Annotated in this window: 7 protein-coding genes; 2 read left to right on the forward strand and 5 right to left on the reverse strand. The window is 72.2% G+C overall.

Translation table 11 applies throughout. The features are described from left to right. Positions 1-13 precede the first annotated feature (13 nt). The gene (locus tag JJI54_RS03870) at positions 14-6,670 is read right to left on the reverse strand and encodes a hypothetical protein (RefSeq protein ID WP_203072364.1); all 6,657 of its coding nucleotides are present in this window, start codon (positions 6,668-6,670) and stop codon (positions 14-16) included. A gap of 239 nt (positions 6,671-6,909) precedes the next feature. Here JJI54_RS03870 and JJI54_RS03875 point away from each other — a divergent pair, with 239 nt between their 5' ends. After that, positions 6,910-8,883 (forward strand): O-linked N-acetylglucosamine transferase, SPINDLY family protein, encoded by a 1,974-nt coding sequence (locus JJI54_RS03875; protein ID WP_203071099.1) that lies wholly within the window; start codon positions 6,910-6,912, stop codon positions 8,881-8,883. Between the two features lie 4 nt (positions 8,884-8,887). Then, positions 8,888-10,708 carry an O-linked N-acetylglucosamine transferase, SPINDLY family protein gene (locus JJI54_RS03880; protein ID WP_203071101.1) on the forward strand — a complete coding sequence of 607 codons (1,821 nt, stop codon included), beginning with the start codon at positions 8,888-8,890 and terminating at the stop codon, positions 10,706-10,708. Between the two features lie 186 nt (positions 10,709-10,894). Here JJI54_RS03880 and JJI54_RS03885 read toward each other — a convergent pair whose 3' ends face one another. From JJI54_RS03885 to JJI54_RS03900, 4 genes are all read right to left on the reverse strand, one after another. Beyond that, complete coding sequence (locus tag JJI54_RS03885) at positions 10,895-12,601, reverse strand: methyltransferase domain-containing protein (protein ID WP_203071103.1); 1,707 nt, start codon at positions 12,599-12,601, stop codon at positions 10,895-10,897. Between the two features lie 29 nt (positions 12,602-12,630). Then, entirely contained in the window at positions 12,631-14,037 is a 1,407-nt protein-coding gene (locus JJI54_RS03890) for an HlyD family type I secretion periplasmic adaptor subunit (protein WP_203071105.1), read from the reverse strand. Further along, entirely contained in the window at positions 14,007-16,142 is a 2,136-nt protein-coding gene (locus tag JJI54_RS03895) for a peptidase domain-containing ABC transporter (RefSeq protein WP_203071106.1), read from the reverse strand. The genes JJI54_RS03890 and JJI54_RS03895 overlap by 31 nt, the downstream gene beginning before the upstream one ends. A 154-nt stretch (positions 16,143-16,296) precedes the next feature. Beyond that, entirely contained in the window at positions 16,297-17,085 is a 789-nt protein-coding gene (locus JJI54_RS03900) for a hypothetical protein (protein ID WP_203071108.1), read from the reverse strand. Positions 17,086-17,114 lie beyond the last annotated feature (29 nt).

Here is a 17,114-nt window from a genome sequence, read left to right on the forward strand (position 1 = left end):
CCGATCGCTCGCGCTACACGAACAGCGCGTTGTACTGGCCCGTCGTCATCGCGCCGATCTGCGTGGTGGTGAAGCCGGCCACCTGGGCGCCGGTCAGCGCCGCGATGTCCGTCGTCTCCAGCCCCGCGATCTGGGTCGTGGTCAGGGCGCCGAGCTGGGTGGTGGTGAAGCCCAGCATCTGCGTCGTGGTCAGCGCGGTGATGGCCGTGCTGGTCAGCGCCGTGACCTGCGTCGTCGTCAGGCCGCGGATCTGGCTGGTGCCGAAGCCCACCACCTGCGTCGTCGCCAGCGCGCCGAGGCTGGTGGTGGTCAGCCCCGTGACCTGAGCCGAGGTCAGCGCGCCCAGCTGCGTCGTCGTCAGCGCCGCCGTCTGCGTGGTGGAGAGGGCGGCGATGTCCGTCGTCTCCAGCCCGCGGATCTGCGTGGTGCCGAGCGCGCCCACCTGCGTGCTGGTCAGCGCGCCCACCTGCGTCGTGGTCAGCGACGCCACCTGGGCCGAGGTCAGGCCGGTGAGCTGGGTGGAGGCCAGCGCGCCGAGCTGCGTCGTCGTCAGCGCCGCGACCTGCGTCGTGGTCAGGCCGGCGACCTGGGAGGAGGTGAGGCCCGACAGCTGCGTGGTCGTGACCGCGCCGAGCTGCGTGGTCGTCAGCGCCGCCAGCTGGGTGGAGCCGAGGCCGCGGAACTGGGTCGTGGTCAGTACGCCGAGGTCCGTCGTCTCCAGCGCCGCCGCCTGCGTCGAGGTCAGGGCACCAAGCTGGGCGGAGGTGAGGCCGCCGAACTGGGTGGTGGTCAGCGCCGCCAAATCCGTCGTCTCCAGCCCGCGGATCTGGGCGGTGGAGAGGGCACCGACCTGCGTCGTCGTCAGCGCGCCGATCTGCGTCGTCGTCAGCGACGCCACCTGGCCGGAGGTGAGGCCCGCGATCTGGGTGGAGGCGAGGCCGCCCAGCTGCGTGGTGGTCAGCGCCGCGACCTGCGTCGTGGTGAGGCCGCTGACCTGGGTGGAGGTCAGGCCCACCAGCTGCGTCGTCGTGACGGCGCCGAGCTGCGTCGTGGTCAGCGCCGAGAGCTGGGTGGAGCCGAGGCCGCGGAACTGCGTGGTGGTCAGCACGCCGATATCCGTCGTCTCCAGCGCCGAGGCCTGGGTGCTGGTCAGCGCCGAGAGCTGGCCGGAGGTGAGGCCCGCGACCTGCGTCGTGGTGAGCGCCGCGAGGTCCGTCGTCTCCATGCCCCTGATCTGCGCGGTGGCCAGCGCGCCGATGGCGGTGGAGGAGAGCGCGCCGATCTGCGTGGTCGTCAGCGCCGCGATCTGGCCCGAGGTCAGCGCCGCCGCCTGCGTCGAGGAGAGCGAGGAGAGCTGCGTCGTGGTCAGCGCGCCCACCTGCGTCGTGGTCAGCGCGCCGAGCTGGGTGGAGCGGAGGCCGGCGAACTGCGTGGTGGTGAGCACCGCGAGGTCCGTCGTCTCCAGCGCCGCCGCCTGGCCGCTGCTGAGCGCGGTGAGCTGGGTGGAGGTGAGGCCGCCGATCTGCGTCGTGGTCAGCGCCGCCAGGTCGGTGGTCTCCATGCCCCTGATCTGGGCGGTGGAGAGGGCACCGATCTGCGTCGTGGTCAGCGCGCCGATCTGCGTGGTGGTCAGCGAGGCCACCTGGCCGGAGGTGAGGCCGGCGATCTGGGTGGAGCCGAGCGCGCCGATCTGCGTGGTGGTCAGCGCCGCGACCTGCGTGGTGGTGAAGGCGCCCGCCTGGGTGGAGGTGAGGCCCGACAGCTGCGTGGTGGTGACCGCGCCCAACTGCGTGGTCGTCAGCGCCGCCAGCTGGGTGGAGCCGAGGCCGCGGAACTGCGTGGTGGTCAGCACGCCGAGGTCAGTGGTCTCCAGCGCCGCCGCCTGCGTCGAGGTCAGCGCGCCAAGCTGCGCGGAAGTCAGGCCGCCGACCTGCGTGGTGGTGAGCGCGGCTAGGTCGGTGGTCTCCATGCCCCTGATCTGGGCGGTGGAGAGGGCGCCGACCTGGGTGGTGGTGAGCGCGCCGATCTGCGTCGTCGTCAGCGACGCCACCTGGCCGGAGGTGAGGCCCGCCAGCTGGGTGGAGCCGAGGGCGGTGACCTGAGTCGTCGTCAGCGCCGCGACCTGCGTCGTGGTCAGGCCGCTGACCTGGGTGGAGGTCAGGCCCGCCAGCTGCGTCGTCGTGACGGCGCCGAGCTGCGTCGTCGTCAGGGCGCTCAGCTGGGTGGAGCCGAAGCCGCGGAACTGCGTGGTGGTGAGGACGCCGATATCCGTCGTCTCCAGCGCCGCCGCCTGCGTCGAGGTCAGCGCGCCGAGCTGGGCGGAGGTGAGGCCCGCGATCTGCGTCGTGGTCAGGGCCGCGAGGTCCGTCGTCTCCATGCCCCTGATCTGCGCGGTGGCGAGCGACCCGATGGCGGTGGAGGAGAGCGCGCCGATCTGCGTGGTGGTCAGCGCCGCGATCTGCGCGGAGGTCAGCGACGCGCCCTGCGCGGAGGTGAGGCCGGCCAGCTGCGTGGTCGTCAGCGCCCCCAGCTGCGTCGTCGTCAGCGCGCCGAGCTGGGCGGAGCCGAGGCCGGCGAACTGCGTGGTGGTGAGCACCGCGAGGTCCGTCGTCTCCAGCGCCGCCGCCTGGCCCGAGGTGAGCGCCGACAGCTGGGTGGAGGTCAGGCCGCCGACCTGCGTCGTGGTCAGCGCCGCGAGGTCGGTGGTCTCCATGCCCCTGATCTGGGCGGTGGAGAGCGCGCCGATCTGCGTCGTGGTCAGGGCGCCGATCTGCGTCGTGGTCAGCGCCGCCACCTGGCCGGAGGTGAGGCCGGCGATCTGGGTGGAGCCGAAGCCGCCGACCTGCGTCGTGGTCAGGGCCGCGACCTGCGTCGTGGTCAGGCTGCCCGCCTGGGTGGAGGTCATCGCCGCGATCTGCGTCGTCGTGACCGCGCCGAGCTGGGTCGTGGTCAGCGCCGCCAGCTGGGTGGAGCCGAGGCCGCGGAACTGGGTCGTGGTCAGCACGCCGAGATCCGTCGTCTCCAGCGCCGCCGCCTGGGTGCTGGTCAGGGCACCAAGCTGGGCGGAGGTGAGGCCGCCGACCTGGGTGGTGGTCAGCGCCGCGAGGTCCGTCGTCTCCATGCCGCGGATCTGGGCGGTGGAGAGGGCGCCGACCTGGGTGGTGGTGAGCGCGCCGATCTGCGTGGTGGTCAGCGAGGCCACCTGGCCGGAGGTGAGGCCGGCGATCTGGGTGGAGCCGAGGCCGCCGAGCTGCGTCGTCGTCAGCGCCGCGACCTGGGTCGTGGTGAGGCCGGAAACCTGCGTCGAGGTCAGGCCGGCGATCTGCGTGGTGGTGACCGCGCCGAGCTGCGTCGTGGTGAGCGCCGAGAGCTGGGTGGAGCCGAAGCCGCGGAACTGGGTGGTGGTCAGCACGCCGAGGTCAGTGGTCTCCAGCGCCGCCGCCTGCGTCGAGGTCAAGGCACCAAGCTGCGCGGAGGTGAGGCCCGCGACCTGCGTCGTGGTGAGGGCCGCGAGGTCCGTCGTCTCCATGCCGCGGATCTGCGCGGTGGCCAGCGCGCCGATGGCGGTGGAGGAGAGCGCGCCGATCTGCGTGGTGGTGAGCGCCGCGATCTGCGCGGAGGTCAGCGCGGCCGATTGCGTGGTGCTGAGCGTGGAAAGCTGCGTGGTCGTCAGCGCGCCAATCTGCGTCGTGGTCAGCGCCGCCATCTGGGTGGAGCGGAGGCCGGCGAATTGCGTGGTGGTGAGCACGCCGAGATCGGTGGTCTCCAGCGCCGAAGCCTGGCCGCTGCTGAGCGCGCCGAGCTGGGCGGAGGTGAGGCCGCCGACCTGGGTGGTGGTGAGCGCGGCGAGGTCCGTCGTCTCCATGCCGCGGATCTGGTCGGTGCCCAGCGCACCGATCTGGGTCGTGGTCAGGGCGCCGATCTGCGTGGTGGTCAGCGAGGCCACCTGGCCGGAGGTGAGGCCCGCGATCTGCGTGGAGGCGAGCGCACCGATCTGCGTCGTCGTCAGCGCCGCGACCTGCGTGGTGGTGAAGGCACCCGCCTGGGTGGAGGTCATCGCCGCGATCTGCGTGGTCGTGACCGCGCCGAGCTGCGTCGTGGTCAGCGCCGCGATCTGCGTGGAGCCGAGGCCGCGGAACTGCGTGGTGGTCAGCACGCCGAGATCCGTCGTCTCCAGCGCCGCCGCCTGCGTGCTGGTCAGCGCGCCAAGCTGGGCGGAGGTGAGGCCGCCGACCTGGGTGGTGGTCAGCGCGGCGAGGTCCGTCGTCTCCATGCCGCGGATCTGCGCGGTGGAGAGGGCGCCGACCTGCGTCGTGGTCAGGGCGCCGATCTGCGTGGTGGTCAGCGACGCCACCTGGCCGGTGGAAAGCCCCGCCAGCTGCCCCGAGCCCAGCCCACCGATCTGCGTGGTGGTCAGCGCCGCGACCTGCGTCGTGGTCAGCCCCGCGACCTGGGTGGTGGTGAGGGAGGAGAGCTGCGTGGTCGTGACGGCGCCGAGCTGCGTCGTGGTCAGCGCCGAGAGCTGGGCGGAGCCGAGGCCGCGGAACTGCGTGGTGGTCAGCACGCCGATATCCGTCGTCTCCAGCGCCGAGGCCTGGGTGCTGGTCAGCGCGGAAAGCTGGGCGGAGGTGAGGCCCGCGACCTGGGTGGTGGTCAGCGCGGCGAGGTCCGTCGTCTCCATGCCGCGGATCTGCGCGGTGGGAAGCCCGCCGATGGCGGTGGAGGAGAGCGCGCCGATCTGCGTGGTGGTCAGCGCCGCGATCTGGGCGGAGGTGAGGCCGGCCGCCTGCGCCGTGGTCAGCGTCGCCAGTTGCGTCGTCGTCAGCGCGACGATCTGGGAGGTGGTGAGCGCCGCGATCTGGGTGGAGCCGAGACCCGCGAACTGCGTCGTCGTGGTCAGGACGCTGATATCGGTGGTCTTCAGCGCGGCGGCCTGGCTGGTGGTGAGCGCGCCGAGCTGGGTGGAGGTGAGGCCGCCGATCTGCGTGGTGGTGAAGGCGGCGAGGTCCGTCGTCTCCATGCCGCGGATCTGCGCGGTGGAGAGGGCGCCGATCTGCGTCGTGGTCAGGGCGCCGATCTGCGTGGTGGTGAGCGAGGCCACCTGGCCGGAGGTGAGGCCGGCGATCTGGGTGGAGCCGAGCGCGCCGATCTGCGTCGTCGTCAGCGCCGCGACCTGCGTCGTGGTCAAGCCGGCGACCTGGGAGGAGGTGAGGCCCGCCAGCTGCGTCGTCGTGACCGCGCCGAGCTGCGTGGTGGTCAGCGCCGAGAGCTGGGTGGAGCCGAGGCCGCGGAACTGCGTGGTGGTCAGCACGCCGAGGTCAGTGGTCTCCAGCGCCGCCGCCTGCGTCGAGGTCAGCGCGCCAAGCTGGGCGGAGGTGAGGCCGCCGACCTGCGTGGTGGTCAGCGCCGCGAGGTCGGTGGTCTCCATGCCGCGGATCTGGGCGGTGGAGAGGGCACCGACCTGCGTCGTCGTCAGGGCGCCGATCTGCGTCGTCGTCAGCGAGGCGACCTGGCCGGAGGTGAGGCCCGCCAGCTGGGTGGAGCCGAGGGCGGTGACCTGAGTGGTCGTCAGCGCCGCGACCTGGGTCGTGGTGAGGCCGCTGACCTGCGTCGAGGTCAGGCCCGCGAGCTGGGTGGTGGTGACGGCGCCGAGCTGCGTCGTGGTCAGCGCCGAGAGCTGGGTGGAGCCGAAGCCGCGGAGCTGGGTGGTGGTGAGGACGGCGAGATCCGTCGTCTCCAGCGCCGCCGCCTGCGTGCTGGTCAGTGCCGAGAGCTGGCCGGAGGTGAGGCCCGCGATCTGTGTCGTGGTCAGGGCGGCGAGGTCCGTCGTCTCCATGCCGCGGATCTGCGCGGTGGCGAGCGACCCGATGGCGGTGGAGGAGAGCGCGCCGATCTGCGTGGTGGTCAGCGCCGCGATCTGCGCGGAGGTCAGCGCCGCCGACTGCGCCGCCGTCAGGCCGCCCAGCTGCGTCGTGGTCAGCGCGCCCACCTGCGTGGTGGTCAGCGCCGCGATCTGGGTGGAGCCGAGGCCGGCGAACTGCGTGGTCGTCAGCACGCCGAGATCGGTGGTCTCCAGCGCCGCCGCCTGGGTGCTGGTCAGCGCACCGAGCTGGCTGGAGGTGAGGCCCGCGACCTGGGTGGTGGTCAGCGCGGCGAGGTCCGTCGTCTCCATGCCCCTGATCTGGGCGGTGGAGAAGGCGCCGATCTGCGTCGTGGTCAGCGCGCCGATCTGCGTGGTGGTAAGCGAGGCGACCTGGCTGGAGGTGAGGCCCGCGATCTGCGTGGAGGCGAGGCCGCCCAGCTGCGTGGTGGTGAGGGCCGCGACCTGCGTCGTGGTCAGCGCGCCGGCCTGGGTGGAGGTGAAGCCGCCCAGCTGCGTCGTCGTCAGCGCGCCGAGCTGCGTGGTGGTGAGGCCGACCAGCTGCGTCGATCCGAAGCCGCGCAACTGGCTGGTGGCGAGGACGCCGAGATCCGTCGTCTCCAGCGCCGCGACCTGCGTGCTGGTCAAGGCCGCCAGCTGCGTGCTGCTGAGCACCGCGACCTGCGTCGTCGTCAGCGCGGCCAGCTGGGTGGAGGCCAGCGCGCGCATATCCGTCGTGCTGAGGACACCGATGGTCGTGGTGGTCAGACCCTGGATCTGGGTCGTCGTGAAGCCAGCAAGAATCGACATCGGCCCGCTCCGCATTGGAGGATCGCATGCGCGAAGCCAGCGCCGTCCGTCCCTGAAGGGCGGATCACAGGCACCGACGCGGGGGTGACGTCTTGTCGTCCCGGCTCCCGGCCAAGCTAGCCGGGCAAGGGTTTCCGGATCGTGAAGACCGATGCGATAGCGATCCGGACCCGCGCTAACCGCTTGTTCAGCGCTGGCGGCGTAGCGGGGAAGCCTCAGCGCTGCGCCAGGACCGGAGCATGCATCAAGGCAGGATCGCCGACCTCATCGCCGCCGCGCAGGCCCTGCCGGTGGAGGATGCCATCGCGGCCTATCGCGACTGGATCGCGGCGCATGGCGAGGATCCGCTTCTCTACGCCGCGGCCTTCAACCTGGCCGTGCTGCTGGAACGGGATGGGCGGCATGAGGAAGCGGCGGAGGCGCATCGCCTGGCCGCGCAGCGCAACCCGGGCTTCCTGCCGCCCTTCATCAGCATCGGCCTGGCGCATGAACGGCGGGGCGAGGTGGTGCAGGCGCTGGAGCATTGGCAGTATGTCAGCGCGACGCTGCAGGCGGTGACGCGCGACGGCATCGCGATCCGCGGCAGCGCGCTGAAGCAGATGGCCCGGCTGCAGGAGGACCTCGGCGCCTTCGCGCAGGCGGAGGAAGGGCTGCGCCTGGCGCTGGAGATCGATCCCGCGCAGCGCGACGTGCTGCAGCGCTGGCTGAGCCTGCGGCAGCGGCGCTGCGCCTGGCCGCTGCTGGAACCGCCGGCGGGCATGACCCCGGCCGCGTTGCTGCGGGACGCGGCGCCGCTGACGGTGGCGAACATGACGGAGGACCCGATGCTGCTGCTGGCCCATGCGGCCGCCTGCACGCGGCGGGAAGCGCCGATGCCGGAGGGCTTCGCCGCGACGGCGGATTTCGGCCCGCAATTCCATCGCCTCGGCCGGCGGCGGATCGGCTACCTGTCCTCCGACCTGCGGGACCATGCCGTCGGCCACCTGACCGCGGACCTGTTCCGCCACCATGACCGCCAGGCCTTCGAGGTCTTCGTCTATGATTGCGGCATCGCGCGGGAGGATGCGACCAAGGCGCGCATCCGCGACAGCGTCGAGCACTGGCGGGATATCATCGCACTGGATGACGACGCCGCGCTGCGGCTGATGCGGGAGGATGGGATCGACATCCTGGTCGATCTCAACGGGCATACGCGGGGCGGGCGGCTCGGCCTGCTGGCGCGGCGGCCGGCGCCCGTCATCGTCAACTGGCTGGGCTTCGCGGGCACCATGGGCAGCCCCTTCCACCACTACATCATCGCCGACGAGGCGATCATCCCGCCGGCCGCGGAACCCTTCTATTCGGAAGCGGTGCGGCGCCTGCCCTGCTACCAGCCGAATGACCGCCACCGCATCGTGGCCCCGACCCCGGGGCGGGAGGCACTCGGCCTGCCGGAGGGCGCCTTCGTCTTCTGCTGCTTCAACGGCATGCAGAAGATCACGCGCTACGTCTTCGACCGCTGGATGGCGATCCTGCGCGCGGCGCCGGGCAGCGTGCTGTGGCTGATCCGCGGCGGGGCGGAGGCGGAGGCCGCGCTGCGCGGCCAGGCGGCGGCGCAGGGCGTGGATCCGGCGCGGCTGATCTTCGCGCCGCCGATGCGCAATGCGGAGCATGTGGCGCGGTATGGCGCGGCGGACCTGTTCCTGGATACCTGGCCCTATGGCGCGCATACCACCGCGTCCGACTGCCTGTGGATGGGCACGCCGATCCTGACCGTGCCAGGGCAGAGCTTCGCGTCGCGCGTCTGCGGCAGCCTGGTGCGGGCGGCGGGGCTGGGCGATTTCCTCTGCCGGGACTGGGACGAGTACGAGCAGCGCGCCATCGCGCTGGCCGCCGATCCGGCGCCGCTGGCGGAAGCGCGGGCGCGGCTGCTGGCGGGGCGCATGACCTCCGTCCTGTTCGACACGCAGGCGCTGGTGCGGGCGCTGGAAGGGCTGTACCGCAGCATGTGGCGCGACGTGACGACGGGGCGCCTGCCGCGCCCGGCGCTGCAGAACCTGGCGGACTACCTCGAACTCGGCTCCGCCTTCCCGCTGGATGGCGCGGCGCCGGCCGATGCCGCGGCGCTCTCGGCCCGGTGGCGGGCGGCGCTGGCGCGGCGCGATGCCTTCAGCCCGCTGTCGCCGGACCAGCGGCTGTGGCCCGCCGCGGCCGGCCATGCGGTGGCGGCCTGACGCCATGCTGGACAGCATCCATCCCCACTGGCTCGATGACTTCTTCGCCGCGCAGGACGCCAGCTTCGACGATCCGCGCTTCGCCGGGCTCGGCCTGGAAGCGGTGCTGCCGCGGGCGGAGGCGGCGGTGGCGCGGGGGCGGCGGGACATCGCCATCGCGGGCTACCGCGCCTGGATCGGCGCCAATGCGGGGGCGCCGCAGGGCTTCGCCGCCTGGTTCAACCTGGGTGTCGAACTCGCCCAGGCCGGCGACCACGGCAATGCCATCACCGCCTATCGCAACGCGCTGCTGCTGAAGCCGGACCTGCACCAGGCCGCGGTCAATCTCGGCCTGGCGCTGGAAGCCGCGGGGCAGCCGGATGCGGCGCTGGCGGCCTGGCAGCAGGCGCTGCAGCCGGATGACGCGCGCATCACGCTGCTGAACCATCGCGGCCGGCTGCTGGAGCTGCGCGGCGCGCTGGAGGAGGCGGTGGCGGCGCTGCGATCCAGCCTGCTGATCGACCCGCACCAGCCCGACGTGCTGCAGCACTTCACGCATCTGCGCCAGCGCATCTGCGCCTGGCCGATCCTGGAGCCGGAGATCCCCGGCCTGGGGCTGGAGGAGCTGTGCCTGAATGCCGGGCCGCTCGGCGCGCTGGCGCTGTTCGACGACGTCGCCCTGCAGACGCGCATCGCCGCGGGCTGGGTGGCGCGCAAGGTGCCGGCGGCGCCGGAACGCCTTGCGCCGGAAGGGGGCTACCGGCACGACCGCATCCGGCTCGGCTACCTCTCCTCCGACTTCTGCCGCCACGCGATGAGCTTCCTGATCGCGGAGGTGCTGGAACGGCATGACCGCGCGCAGTTCGAGGTCTTCGGCTACTGCTCCTCCCCGGAGGATGGCAGCGACATCCGCGCGCGCGTCATCGCCGCGCTGGACCACCATGTGAAGGTCACGGCGCTGAGCGAGGAGGACGTGGCGCGGCGCATCCGGGCGGATGAGATCGACATCCTGATCGACCTCAACGGGCTGACGCGCGGCGCGCGGCTCGGCGCGCTGCGCTGGAAGCCGGCGCCGGTGATGGCGACCTGGCTCGGCTATATCGGGCCGGTGCCGGTGCCGGAGCTGGACTGGCTGATCTGCGACGCGCGCACCATCCCGGCGGAGACGGCGCCGCTCTACGCGCCCGCGCCGCTGGCGCTGCCGGGGCTCTACCAGGCGAATGACGCGCAGCCGATCGCGCTGCCCGAAGTCTCCCGCGCCGAGGAAGGGCTGCCCGAGGATGCCTTCGTCTTCTGCAACTTCTCCCACTACTACAAGATCACGGAGGAGATGTGGGGCGCCTGGATGGAGATCCTGCGCCAGGTGCCGGGCAGCGTGCTGTGGCTGGTGGATGACAATCCGCCGGGCCGGCGCAACCTGCTGGCGCGGGCGGCCGCGGCGGGCATCCCGCCGGCGCGCCTGGTCTTCGCCGCGCGCGTCGATCCCGCGCGGTATCGCGCGCGGCTGGCGCTCGGCGACCTCTTCCTCGACACCACGCCCTACAATGCCGGCACGGTCGCAAGCGATGCGTTGCGCATGGGCCTGCCGATCCTGACGCTGTCGGGCCAGGCCTTCGCATCCCGCATGGCGGGCAGCCTGCTGGCCGCGATCGGGCTGCCGGAGGGGATCACCACCAGCCGCGCGGACTACATCGCGCGCGCCGTCGCGCTGGCGACGCAGCCTGCCCTGCATGCCCGGGCCAAGGCGGCGCTGGCGGGTGATGCCTGGATGCGCACGCTGGGGGATACCGCGACCTTCACGGCGCGGCTGGAGGCGAGCCTGCGCGGGGTGATGCGGCGCGGGTGATTCCGGGAAAGGCGCTGCCTTTCCCGGACCCTATCCGCCCTCCTTGGAAGATTTGGGGGGCAGAGCCCCCTGGACCATCGTCCATCATCTCCCGGTCCAGGGTCCGGCTGGACCCTGGCCGGGGGTGCAGGGGGGCGGCGCCCCCCTGCAACCAACGACCGGTGAAGGGGGAGCAGCGCTCCCCCTTCAGGCCGCCTGTGCCAGGCTGGCCAGACGCGCCTCCAGCGCCGCATCCAGCACCGCGCGCCGGTCGCAGAGCGACCGGTACCAGTCGATCCGCCGCCGCATCTGGTAGGCCGCCATCCGTTCATCGCGCACCCAGCCATGCGCCGCTTCCGCCATGCGGCGCGCGGCGCCGGGGTTGGCGATGAAGCCGCGCAGCGCGGCGAGCAGCGCGGCAGGATCGGGCAGGATCACGCCCGTCTCCCCGTCCCGGATGCTGTCCGCATAGACGGTGGGGCTGGCCAGGCAGCAGAGGCGGTGGGAAGCCGCTTCCACCGCCTTGATGTTGGACTTCATGCTGTTGAAGCGCGTGCGCGCCAGCGGCAGGAAGGCGAGTTCGCAGCCCGCCATGATGCCGCGATAGGTCGGGTAGTCGCAGGATGGGGTGAAGCGCTTGTGGGGGGTGGCCAGCGCATCGAAGCTGGCGCGGTCGTGCACCACCTCGATCCGCAGGCGGCCATCCGCTTCGGCCATCGCCTGGTCCAGCACGGGCAGGAAGGGCGCGATATCGGCTTCCCGGTTCAGCGCGCCGAAGAAGATGGTGAGCTGGCCGGGTTCCCGGAAATTGCGGGGGATGGGCAGCGTCTCGATGCTGTTGGGGAAGCACTCCACCTCCGGGTTCCATTGCCGCAGCAGGCGGGCGAGGCTGGGGGTGGAGGTCTGCACGGCGTGGACGGCGCGGAAGGTCATGTCCTCGGCCGCCGCGATTTCCGGCCAGCGTTCGGGATCGTCGTCGAATTCCTGCACGATGACGGCGCCGCTGCCGCGCAGGCCGTGGATGTAGCCGAGCGATTCGGCGCCCGGCCGCAGGAACAGGCGTTGCAGGATCATCACGCGGTCGATCTCCGCCCCGCCCGGCGGCATGGGCAGGTCGGCGGAGGCGATGGTGCCGATGCCGGGCGCCGTCGCGATGTCCCGCAAGGGCGCCAGCACGCGCACTTCCGCCATGGCGGTGACGGGGTCGGCGAGCGTGCGGGCGCCGACGATCATCGTCTTCGGCGCGCGGCGCACGGCGCGCCAGACATATTGCAGCGGCTTGCTGCGATCGAGCCATCCGGCGCGGTCGATGCCGAGCGCGGCGAGCGCCGGCGCCATGGCGGCGGCGAAGGCTTCGGCCTGTTCGGGCAGGAAGATGCGGGGCGCGACCTCGATCGGCACCAGGCCCGCCTCGACCAGCGCCTGCTGCATCATGCGCGGCGTGAACCAGCGGAGATGCGTGCGGTCATAGAGGCCGTGATCCTCGTAGTTCCAGGCGCCGGCCAGCAGCCGCGCGGCGAAGGACCAGTGTTCCAGGTTGGGGATGCAGACCAGCAGCACGCCCTGGTCCGCCAGCAGCGACGCATCGCGCTTCAGCACCGCCCAGGGGTCGCGCAGGTGTTCCAGCACGTCGCCGAAGATCATCGCATCCAGCGACCCGTCCTCGATCGGCGGGCGCGTGGTCTCGATGTCGATCGACAGGACCTCGTCCAGATGGGTGCGGGCGCGGGCGGCAAGCGCGGGGTCGGGTTCGATGCCGATCACGCGCGTCTTCGGGTTGATCCGCCGGAAGGCGCCGCCCAGCGCGCCGGCGCCGCAGCCGACATCGAGGATCGTCGCGGCATCGCGCGGGATGCGCGCCAGCAGGTCCGGATTGGCATCCGACCCGTAGATGAAGCCGTCGTCGTGGGGCATGGCGGAGTCTCCATCCTGGGGGAAGGGGGTCACGGTTCGCGGATGCTTTCCTGCAGGCCGCGCAGCAGCGGTTCGATGAAGAAGGTGATGATGCGGCGGGCACCGACCTGGATTTCCGCCGTCACGGTCATGCCCGGGATCAGGCGCGATCCGGGCGGCGCATCGGGCAGGCTCGGCGTGTCGAAGGTGATGCGGGCGCGGTGCGCGGGCGGGCCCGGGGCCTCGCCCTCCCGCGGCTGGGAATCGGGCGCCAGGCTTTGCAGGCGGCCCTGCAGCGCGCCGTGGCGCTGGAAGGGGAAGGCATCCACCTTCACCACCGCGGGATCGTCCCCGCGCAGCCGGCCGATATCGCTGGAGCGCAGCGTGATCTCCGCCACCAGCGGCGCGTTGAGGGGCACGAGCGTGACCAGGGCCTCGGCCTCCCGCAGCACGGAGCCGGCGGAGCGGCGGGCGATGTCCAGCACCACGCCATCCGCGGGCGCGACGAGGACACTCATCGCCGCCAGGCGCTCGGCCTTGGACAGCTGGTCCTCCGTGCGCTGCAACTCGCCCCGCAGGCGCACCACCTCCTCCAGCAGCTGGCGGCGCCAATCGTCGCGGAAGGCGTCGCGTTCCGCCTGCTTGGCGGCCAGCACGCCGGAGAGTTCCTCCGCCCGGTGGCGGGCCTGGCGCTGGTCCTGTTCCGCGCGCAGCCTTTCCGACCGCGCGGCCAGGGCATTGAGGCGCGAGCCCACCTGGCTGGCGAGCAGCCGGCCGCGCATGGATTCGACTTCCGCCGCGATGGCGGTCTGCTCCGCGCGGATGGCATCGCCATCGCGCAGCGCGGCGATGGCGGATTCCAGCGCGCGGATATCCGCGGCATAGCCCGCCATGCGCGCGGCATAGAGCGAGGCGCGCTGCGCCAGCAGCAGGGATTGCAGCGTGCCATCGGCGGTCAGCGGCATGGGCGCGGGCGCGCCGGCCAGTTCGGATTCGATGCGTTCCAGCTGGGCGGAGAGGCTGCGGCGCTGCGCCACCAGCGACAGCCGGTCGGCTTCCGCGAAGGTGGGGTCCATCAGCGCCAGGATCTGCCCCTGCACCACCACCTGGCCGGGGCGGACGCGGATCTCCTGGATGACGGCGCGTTCCATCGGCTGCACCACCAGCGGCGGCGCATCCGCCGCCAGGCGCCCCGTGCCCGTGACCACGACATCCACCTGCGCGACGCTGGCCAGGCTGACCAGCCCGGCCAGCAGCAGCGCCAGCACCCAGGGCCAGAAGCGCAGCGAGGGTGGCGGCGGCTCCTCGATCAGCCGGTCCAGCTCGTCCTGGAACTCGATCGCCTCCGGCGCCAGGCGCGGCGCCTTGCCGCGCGCGCGCCCGCCGCCCAGCCGGGGCAGGGCGGGCGCGGCGGCGGGGGCCGGGGCTAGTGCAGGTGCTGCGTCTGCTGCTGCCATAGGTGCCTGTAGATGTCGCAGCGTTCGAGCAGCACGGCGTGCGGCGCGCAGTCGATCAGCTTCCCCTGGTCCAGCACCAGGATCGCATCCGCCTGCACCAGCGAGGACAGGCGGTGGGAGACGATGATCATGGTGCGGCCGCGGCCGATCTCGGCCAGGTTGCGCTGGATGATCGCCTCGCTGTCCGGATCCAGCGCGCTGGTGGCTTCGTCGAAGATCAGCAGGCGCGGGCGCGTCAGCAGCGCGCGGGCGATGGCGATGCGCTGGCGCTGGCCGCCGGAGAAGTTGGTGGCGCCTTCCTCCACCATCGTGTCGTAGGAGAGCGGCAGGCGCTGGATGAATTCCTCCGCCCCCGCCAGGCGCGCGACCTCGATGATCTCGTCGAGGGTGGCGTCGGGGCGGGCGGCGGCGATGTTCTCCCGGATCGTGCCGCGGAACAGCAGGTTGTCCTGCAGCACGATGCCGACGGAGCGGCGGAGGTGGTCGAGGTCGATGTGCCGGATATCGACGCCGTCGAGCTGGATGAGGCCGTCCTGCGGCGCGTGGATGGCCTGGATCAGCCGCGTGACGGTGGTCTTGCCGGAGCCGGAGCGGCCGACCACGCCGATGGCCTGGCCTTCGCCCACCGCGAAGGTCACGCGGTTCAGCGCGGGGGTGGCGGCGCCGGGATAGCGGAAGACCACATTCTCGAACCGCAGCGCGCCGGTGATGGTGGGGCGCGCGGTGCGGTCATGCGCGCCGCGTTCGGGAGGCGTGTTCATCACCGTGCCGAGCATGGAAATGGACAGCGCGGCTTCCTGGTATTCGTTGATCAACGCCACGATCTGCACCAGCGGCCCGGTGACGCGGTTGGACAGCATGGTGAAGGCGACCAGCGCGCCGATGGTGAGCGATCCGTCGAAGACCAGCAGCGCGCCGATGGCGAGTACGCCGATCTGCATCAGCTTCTCGAGCGTCGTGGTGATGACGTTGCCGGCGGCGGAGATTCGCCCGACCGCGGCGTGCTGGCGCGCGGCGCCAGCGATGCGGTCGTCCCACACCTTCTGGCGCGCGGGTTCCAGCACCAGCGACTTCACCGCGCGCATGTTGTGCAGCGTTTCCACCAGATAGGCCTGGCGCGCGCCTTCCTGCTGATACAGGGCATCGAGCCGCCGACGGAAGGCCGGCACCATGGCGCCGATGACGGCGGCGATGGCGAGCGAGAAGCCGAGCACGACGGCCGTGAGCACGCCGCTGTAGAGGGCCAGGAACACCAGCAGCACCGGCAGCAGCAGCGCATCCAGCATCACCTGGAACAGCCGGCCGGTCAGGAAGTGGCGGGTCTTCTCGGTCTGCTGCATGTGCCGCACCAGCACGCCGGCCGAATGCGACTCGAAGAAGTGCAGCGGCAGGCTCATCAGGTGGCGGAAGGTGCGGGAATTCAGCTTCGCGTCGATCTTGTTGCTGGCCAGCAGCATCAATTGCTGGCGGAGGTAGCCGAAGGCGCTGTCGAACACCGTCAGCAGCAGGAACACCGCCACCACCGCGGCCAGGGTCTGGGTGGCCTGGTGGGTGATGACCTTGTCGATCAGCACCTGCATCAGCAGCGGTGTGGCGAAGCTGATGAGGTTGGCGACGATGGCGGCGACGGCCACGCCGGCGAAGAGGCGGCGGTGGCGGATGATCTCCGGCAGGAACCAGCGGAAGCCGAAGGGCTGGTCATCCTCGGTCAGCGCATGGACGCGCTTCACCAGCAGCAGCGTGCCGGCCCATTCCGCGAGGAAGCGGTCGGGGGGGATGAGCTGGACGCCGAGATGTTCCGCCGCCGGGTCCAGCACCGCGGCCATGCCCGTGCCCTCCGGCCCCGGCACGGTCTGGATCAGGATGGCCCAGGACCCGTCGCGCCGCAGCAGCATGGCGGGATAGGCGGTGCCGAGCGCCGAGGCCTTGTCCCAGCCGCAGCCGCGCAGCGCGCGCGCCTTCAGCCCCGCGGCGCGCAGCGCGCGCAGCACGGGGGCGAGCATGTCGCCCTCCGCCACCGCCGGCAGCTGGTCCGGCCGCAGGCGCAGCCCGTGATGCATGGCCACGAGGAAGACGCAACGGATCGCCGTGAGGGCGGGAGGCATGGGGCGCGCCTGCGGTCAGCCTGCGGCCGGCGTCGTCGGGTCCTGCTGGTATGCGCGCTTCATGGGCTTCTCCCGCTCCGCCGGCGTACTGCCGGCCTTGGGGGATAGCGCGAGGAGGCTTGACGGGGGGTTAGCGTGCCAGGGGCCCGCCGCTTCAGGCGCCGAGCGGCCCCACGGTGATGGCCAGCGTGCCGCGGCCCGCGAATTCGCCATGCAGCACGCCGCCCGCGGCGGGGACGGGCAGCAGGCCCGTGAGGCTGCCGAGCGTGATGACCTCCCCTTCCTTCGGCTCATGGCCGATGGCGAGGCAGCGGTCGCGCCAGGCCTCGATCAGCGGCGCGATCGGCATGGCGCGGTGCGGGCCTTCATGCTTCGCGACCTCGATGCCATCGACGGTCAGGCGCATGGCGGCGGATTCGACATCCGCCCAGGACCACGGTCCGACGGAGGGGCCGACGACGCAGCTGCCGTTGGAGACGATGTCGGCGATCTTCTCGAGGTCCGAGGGCCTGGCGCCGGGCGCGTAGCGCGTCTCCACCAGCTCGAACAGCATCACCATCTCCGCCATCCCCGGCAGGGCGGCGGGGGTGAGGGTGGCGAGGTCGGCGGCGGTCAGCGCGCGGGTCAGGCGCAGCGCCACCTCCAGCTCCATCCCGCTGTGCAGCGGCAGGCGGAGCGGCTTGTCGGAGACGGGGGCGATGGCGGCGTCGGGCAGCGGGGCGGCGAAGACATGGGCATTGGCGCGGCCCACCTTCCAGCCGACGATGGACCAGCCCAGCGCGGCGTAGGTGGCGATCTGCACGGCCTCGGCCTCCGCCTGGTCGGCGGGGCGGAGTTCGGGGGGCAGGCCTTCCGGCTTCTCCCGCCGGCCGCGGCGGATATCCGCCAGCAGGGCGGCGGCGCCGGCGATGCGCGCGTCGCGCGTCTGCGGGGCATCGAACATTCAGGCGTCTCCCATCGACAGGGGGGACG

The sequence above is a fragment of the Falsiroseomonas ponticola genome (assembly GCF_016805305.1).
In the GTDB taxonomy this organism is placed as follows: domain Bacteria; phylum Pseudomonadota; class Alphaproteobacteria; order Acetobacterales; family Acetobacteraceae; genus Falsiroseomonas; species Falsiroseomonas ponticola.

What these genes read in the sequence shown, in the direction of transcription:
- JJI54_RS03880 (WP_203071101.1), top strand. Translation starts at nt 8,888, where the DNA reads ATGCTGGACAGCATCCATCCCCACTGGCTCGATGACTTCTTCGCCGCG.
- JJI54_RS03900 (WP_203071108.1), bottom strand. Translation starts at nt 17,085, where the DNA reads ATGTTCGATGCCCCGCAGACGCGCGACGCGCGCATCGCCGGCGCCGCC.
- JJI54_RS03895 (WP_203071106.1), bottom strand. Translation starts at nt 16,142, where the DNA reads ATGCCTCCCGCCCTCACGGCGATCCGTTGCGTCTTCCTCGTGGCCATG.
- JJI54_RS03885 (WP_203071103.1), bottom strand. Translation starts at nt 12,601, where the DNA reads ATGCCCCACGACGACGGCTTCATCTACGGGTCGGATGCCAATCCGGAC.
- JJI54_RS03890 (WP_203071105.1), bottom strand. Translation starts at nt 14,037, where the DNA reads ATGGCAGCAGCAGACGCAGCACCTGCACTAGCCCCGGCCCCCGCCGCC.
- JJI54_RS03870 (WP_203072364.1), bottom strand. Translation starts at nt 6,670, where the DNA reads ATGTCGATTCTTGCTGGCTTCACGACGACCCAGATCCAGGGTCTGACC.
- JJI54_RS03875 (WP_203071099.1), top strand. Translation starts at nt 6,910, where the DNA reads ATGCATCAAGGCAGGATCGCCGACCTCATCGCCGCCGCGCAGGCCCTG.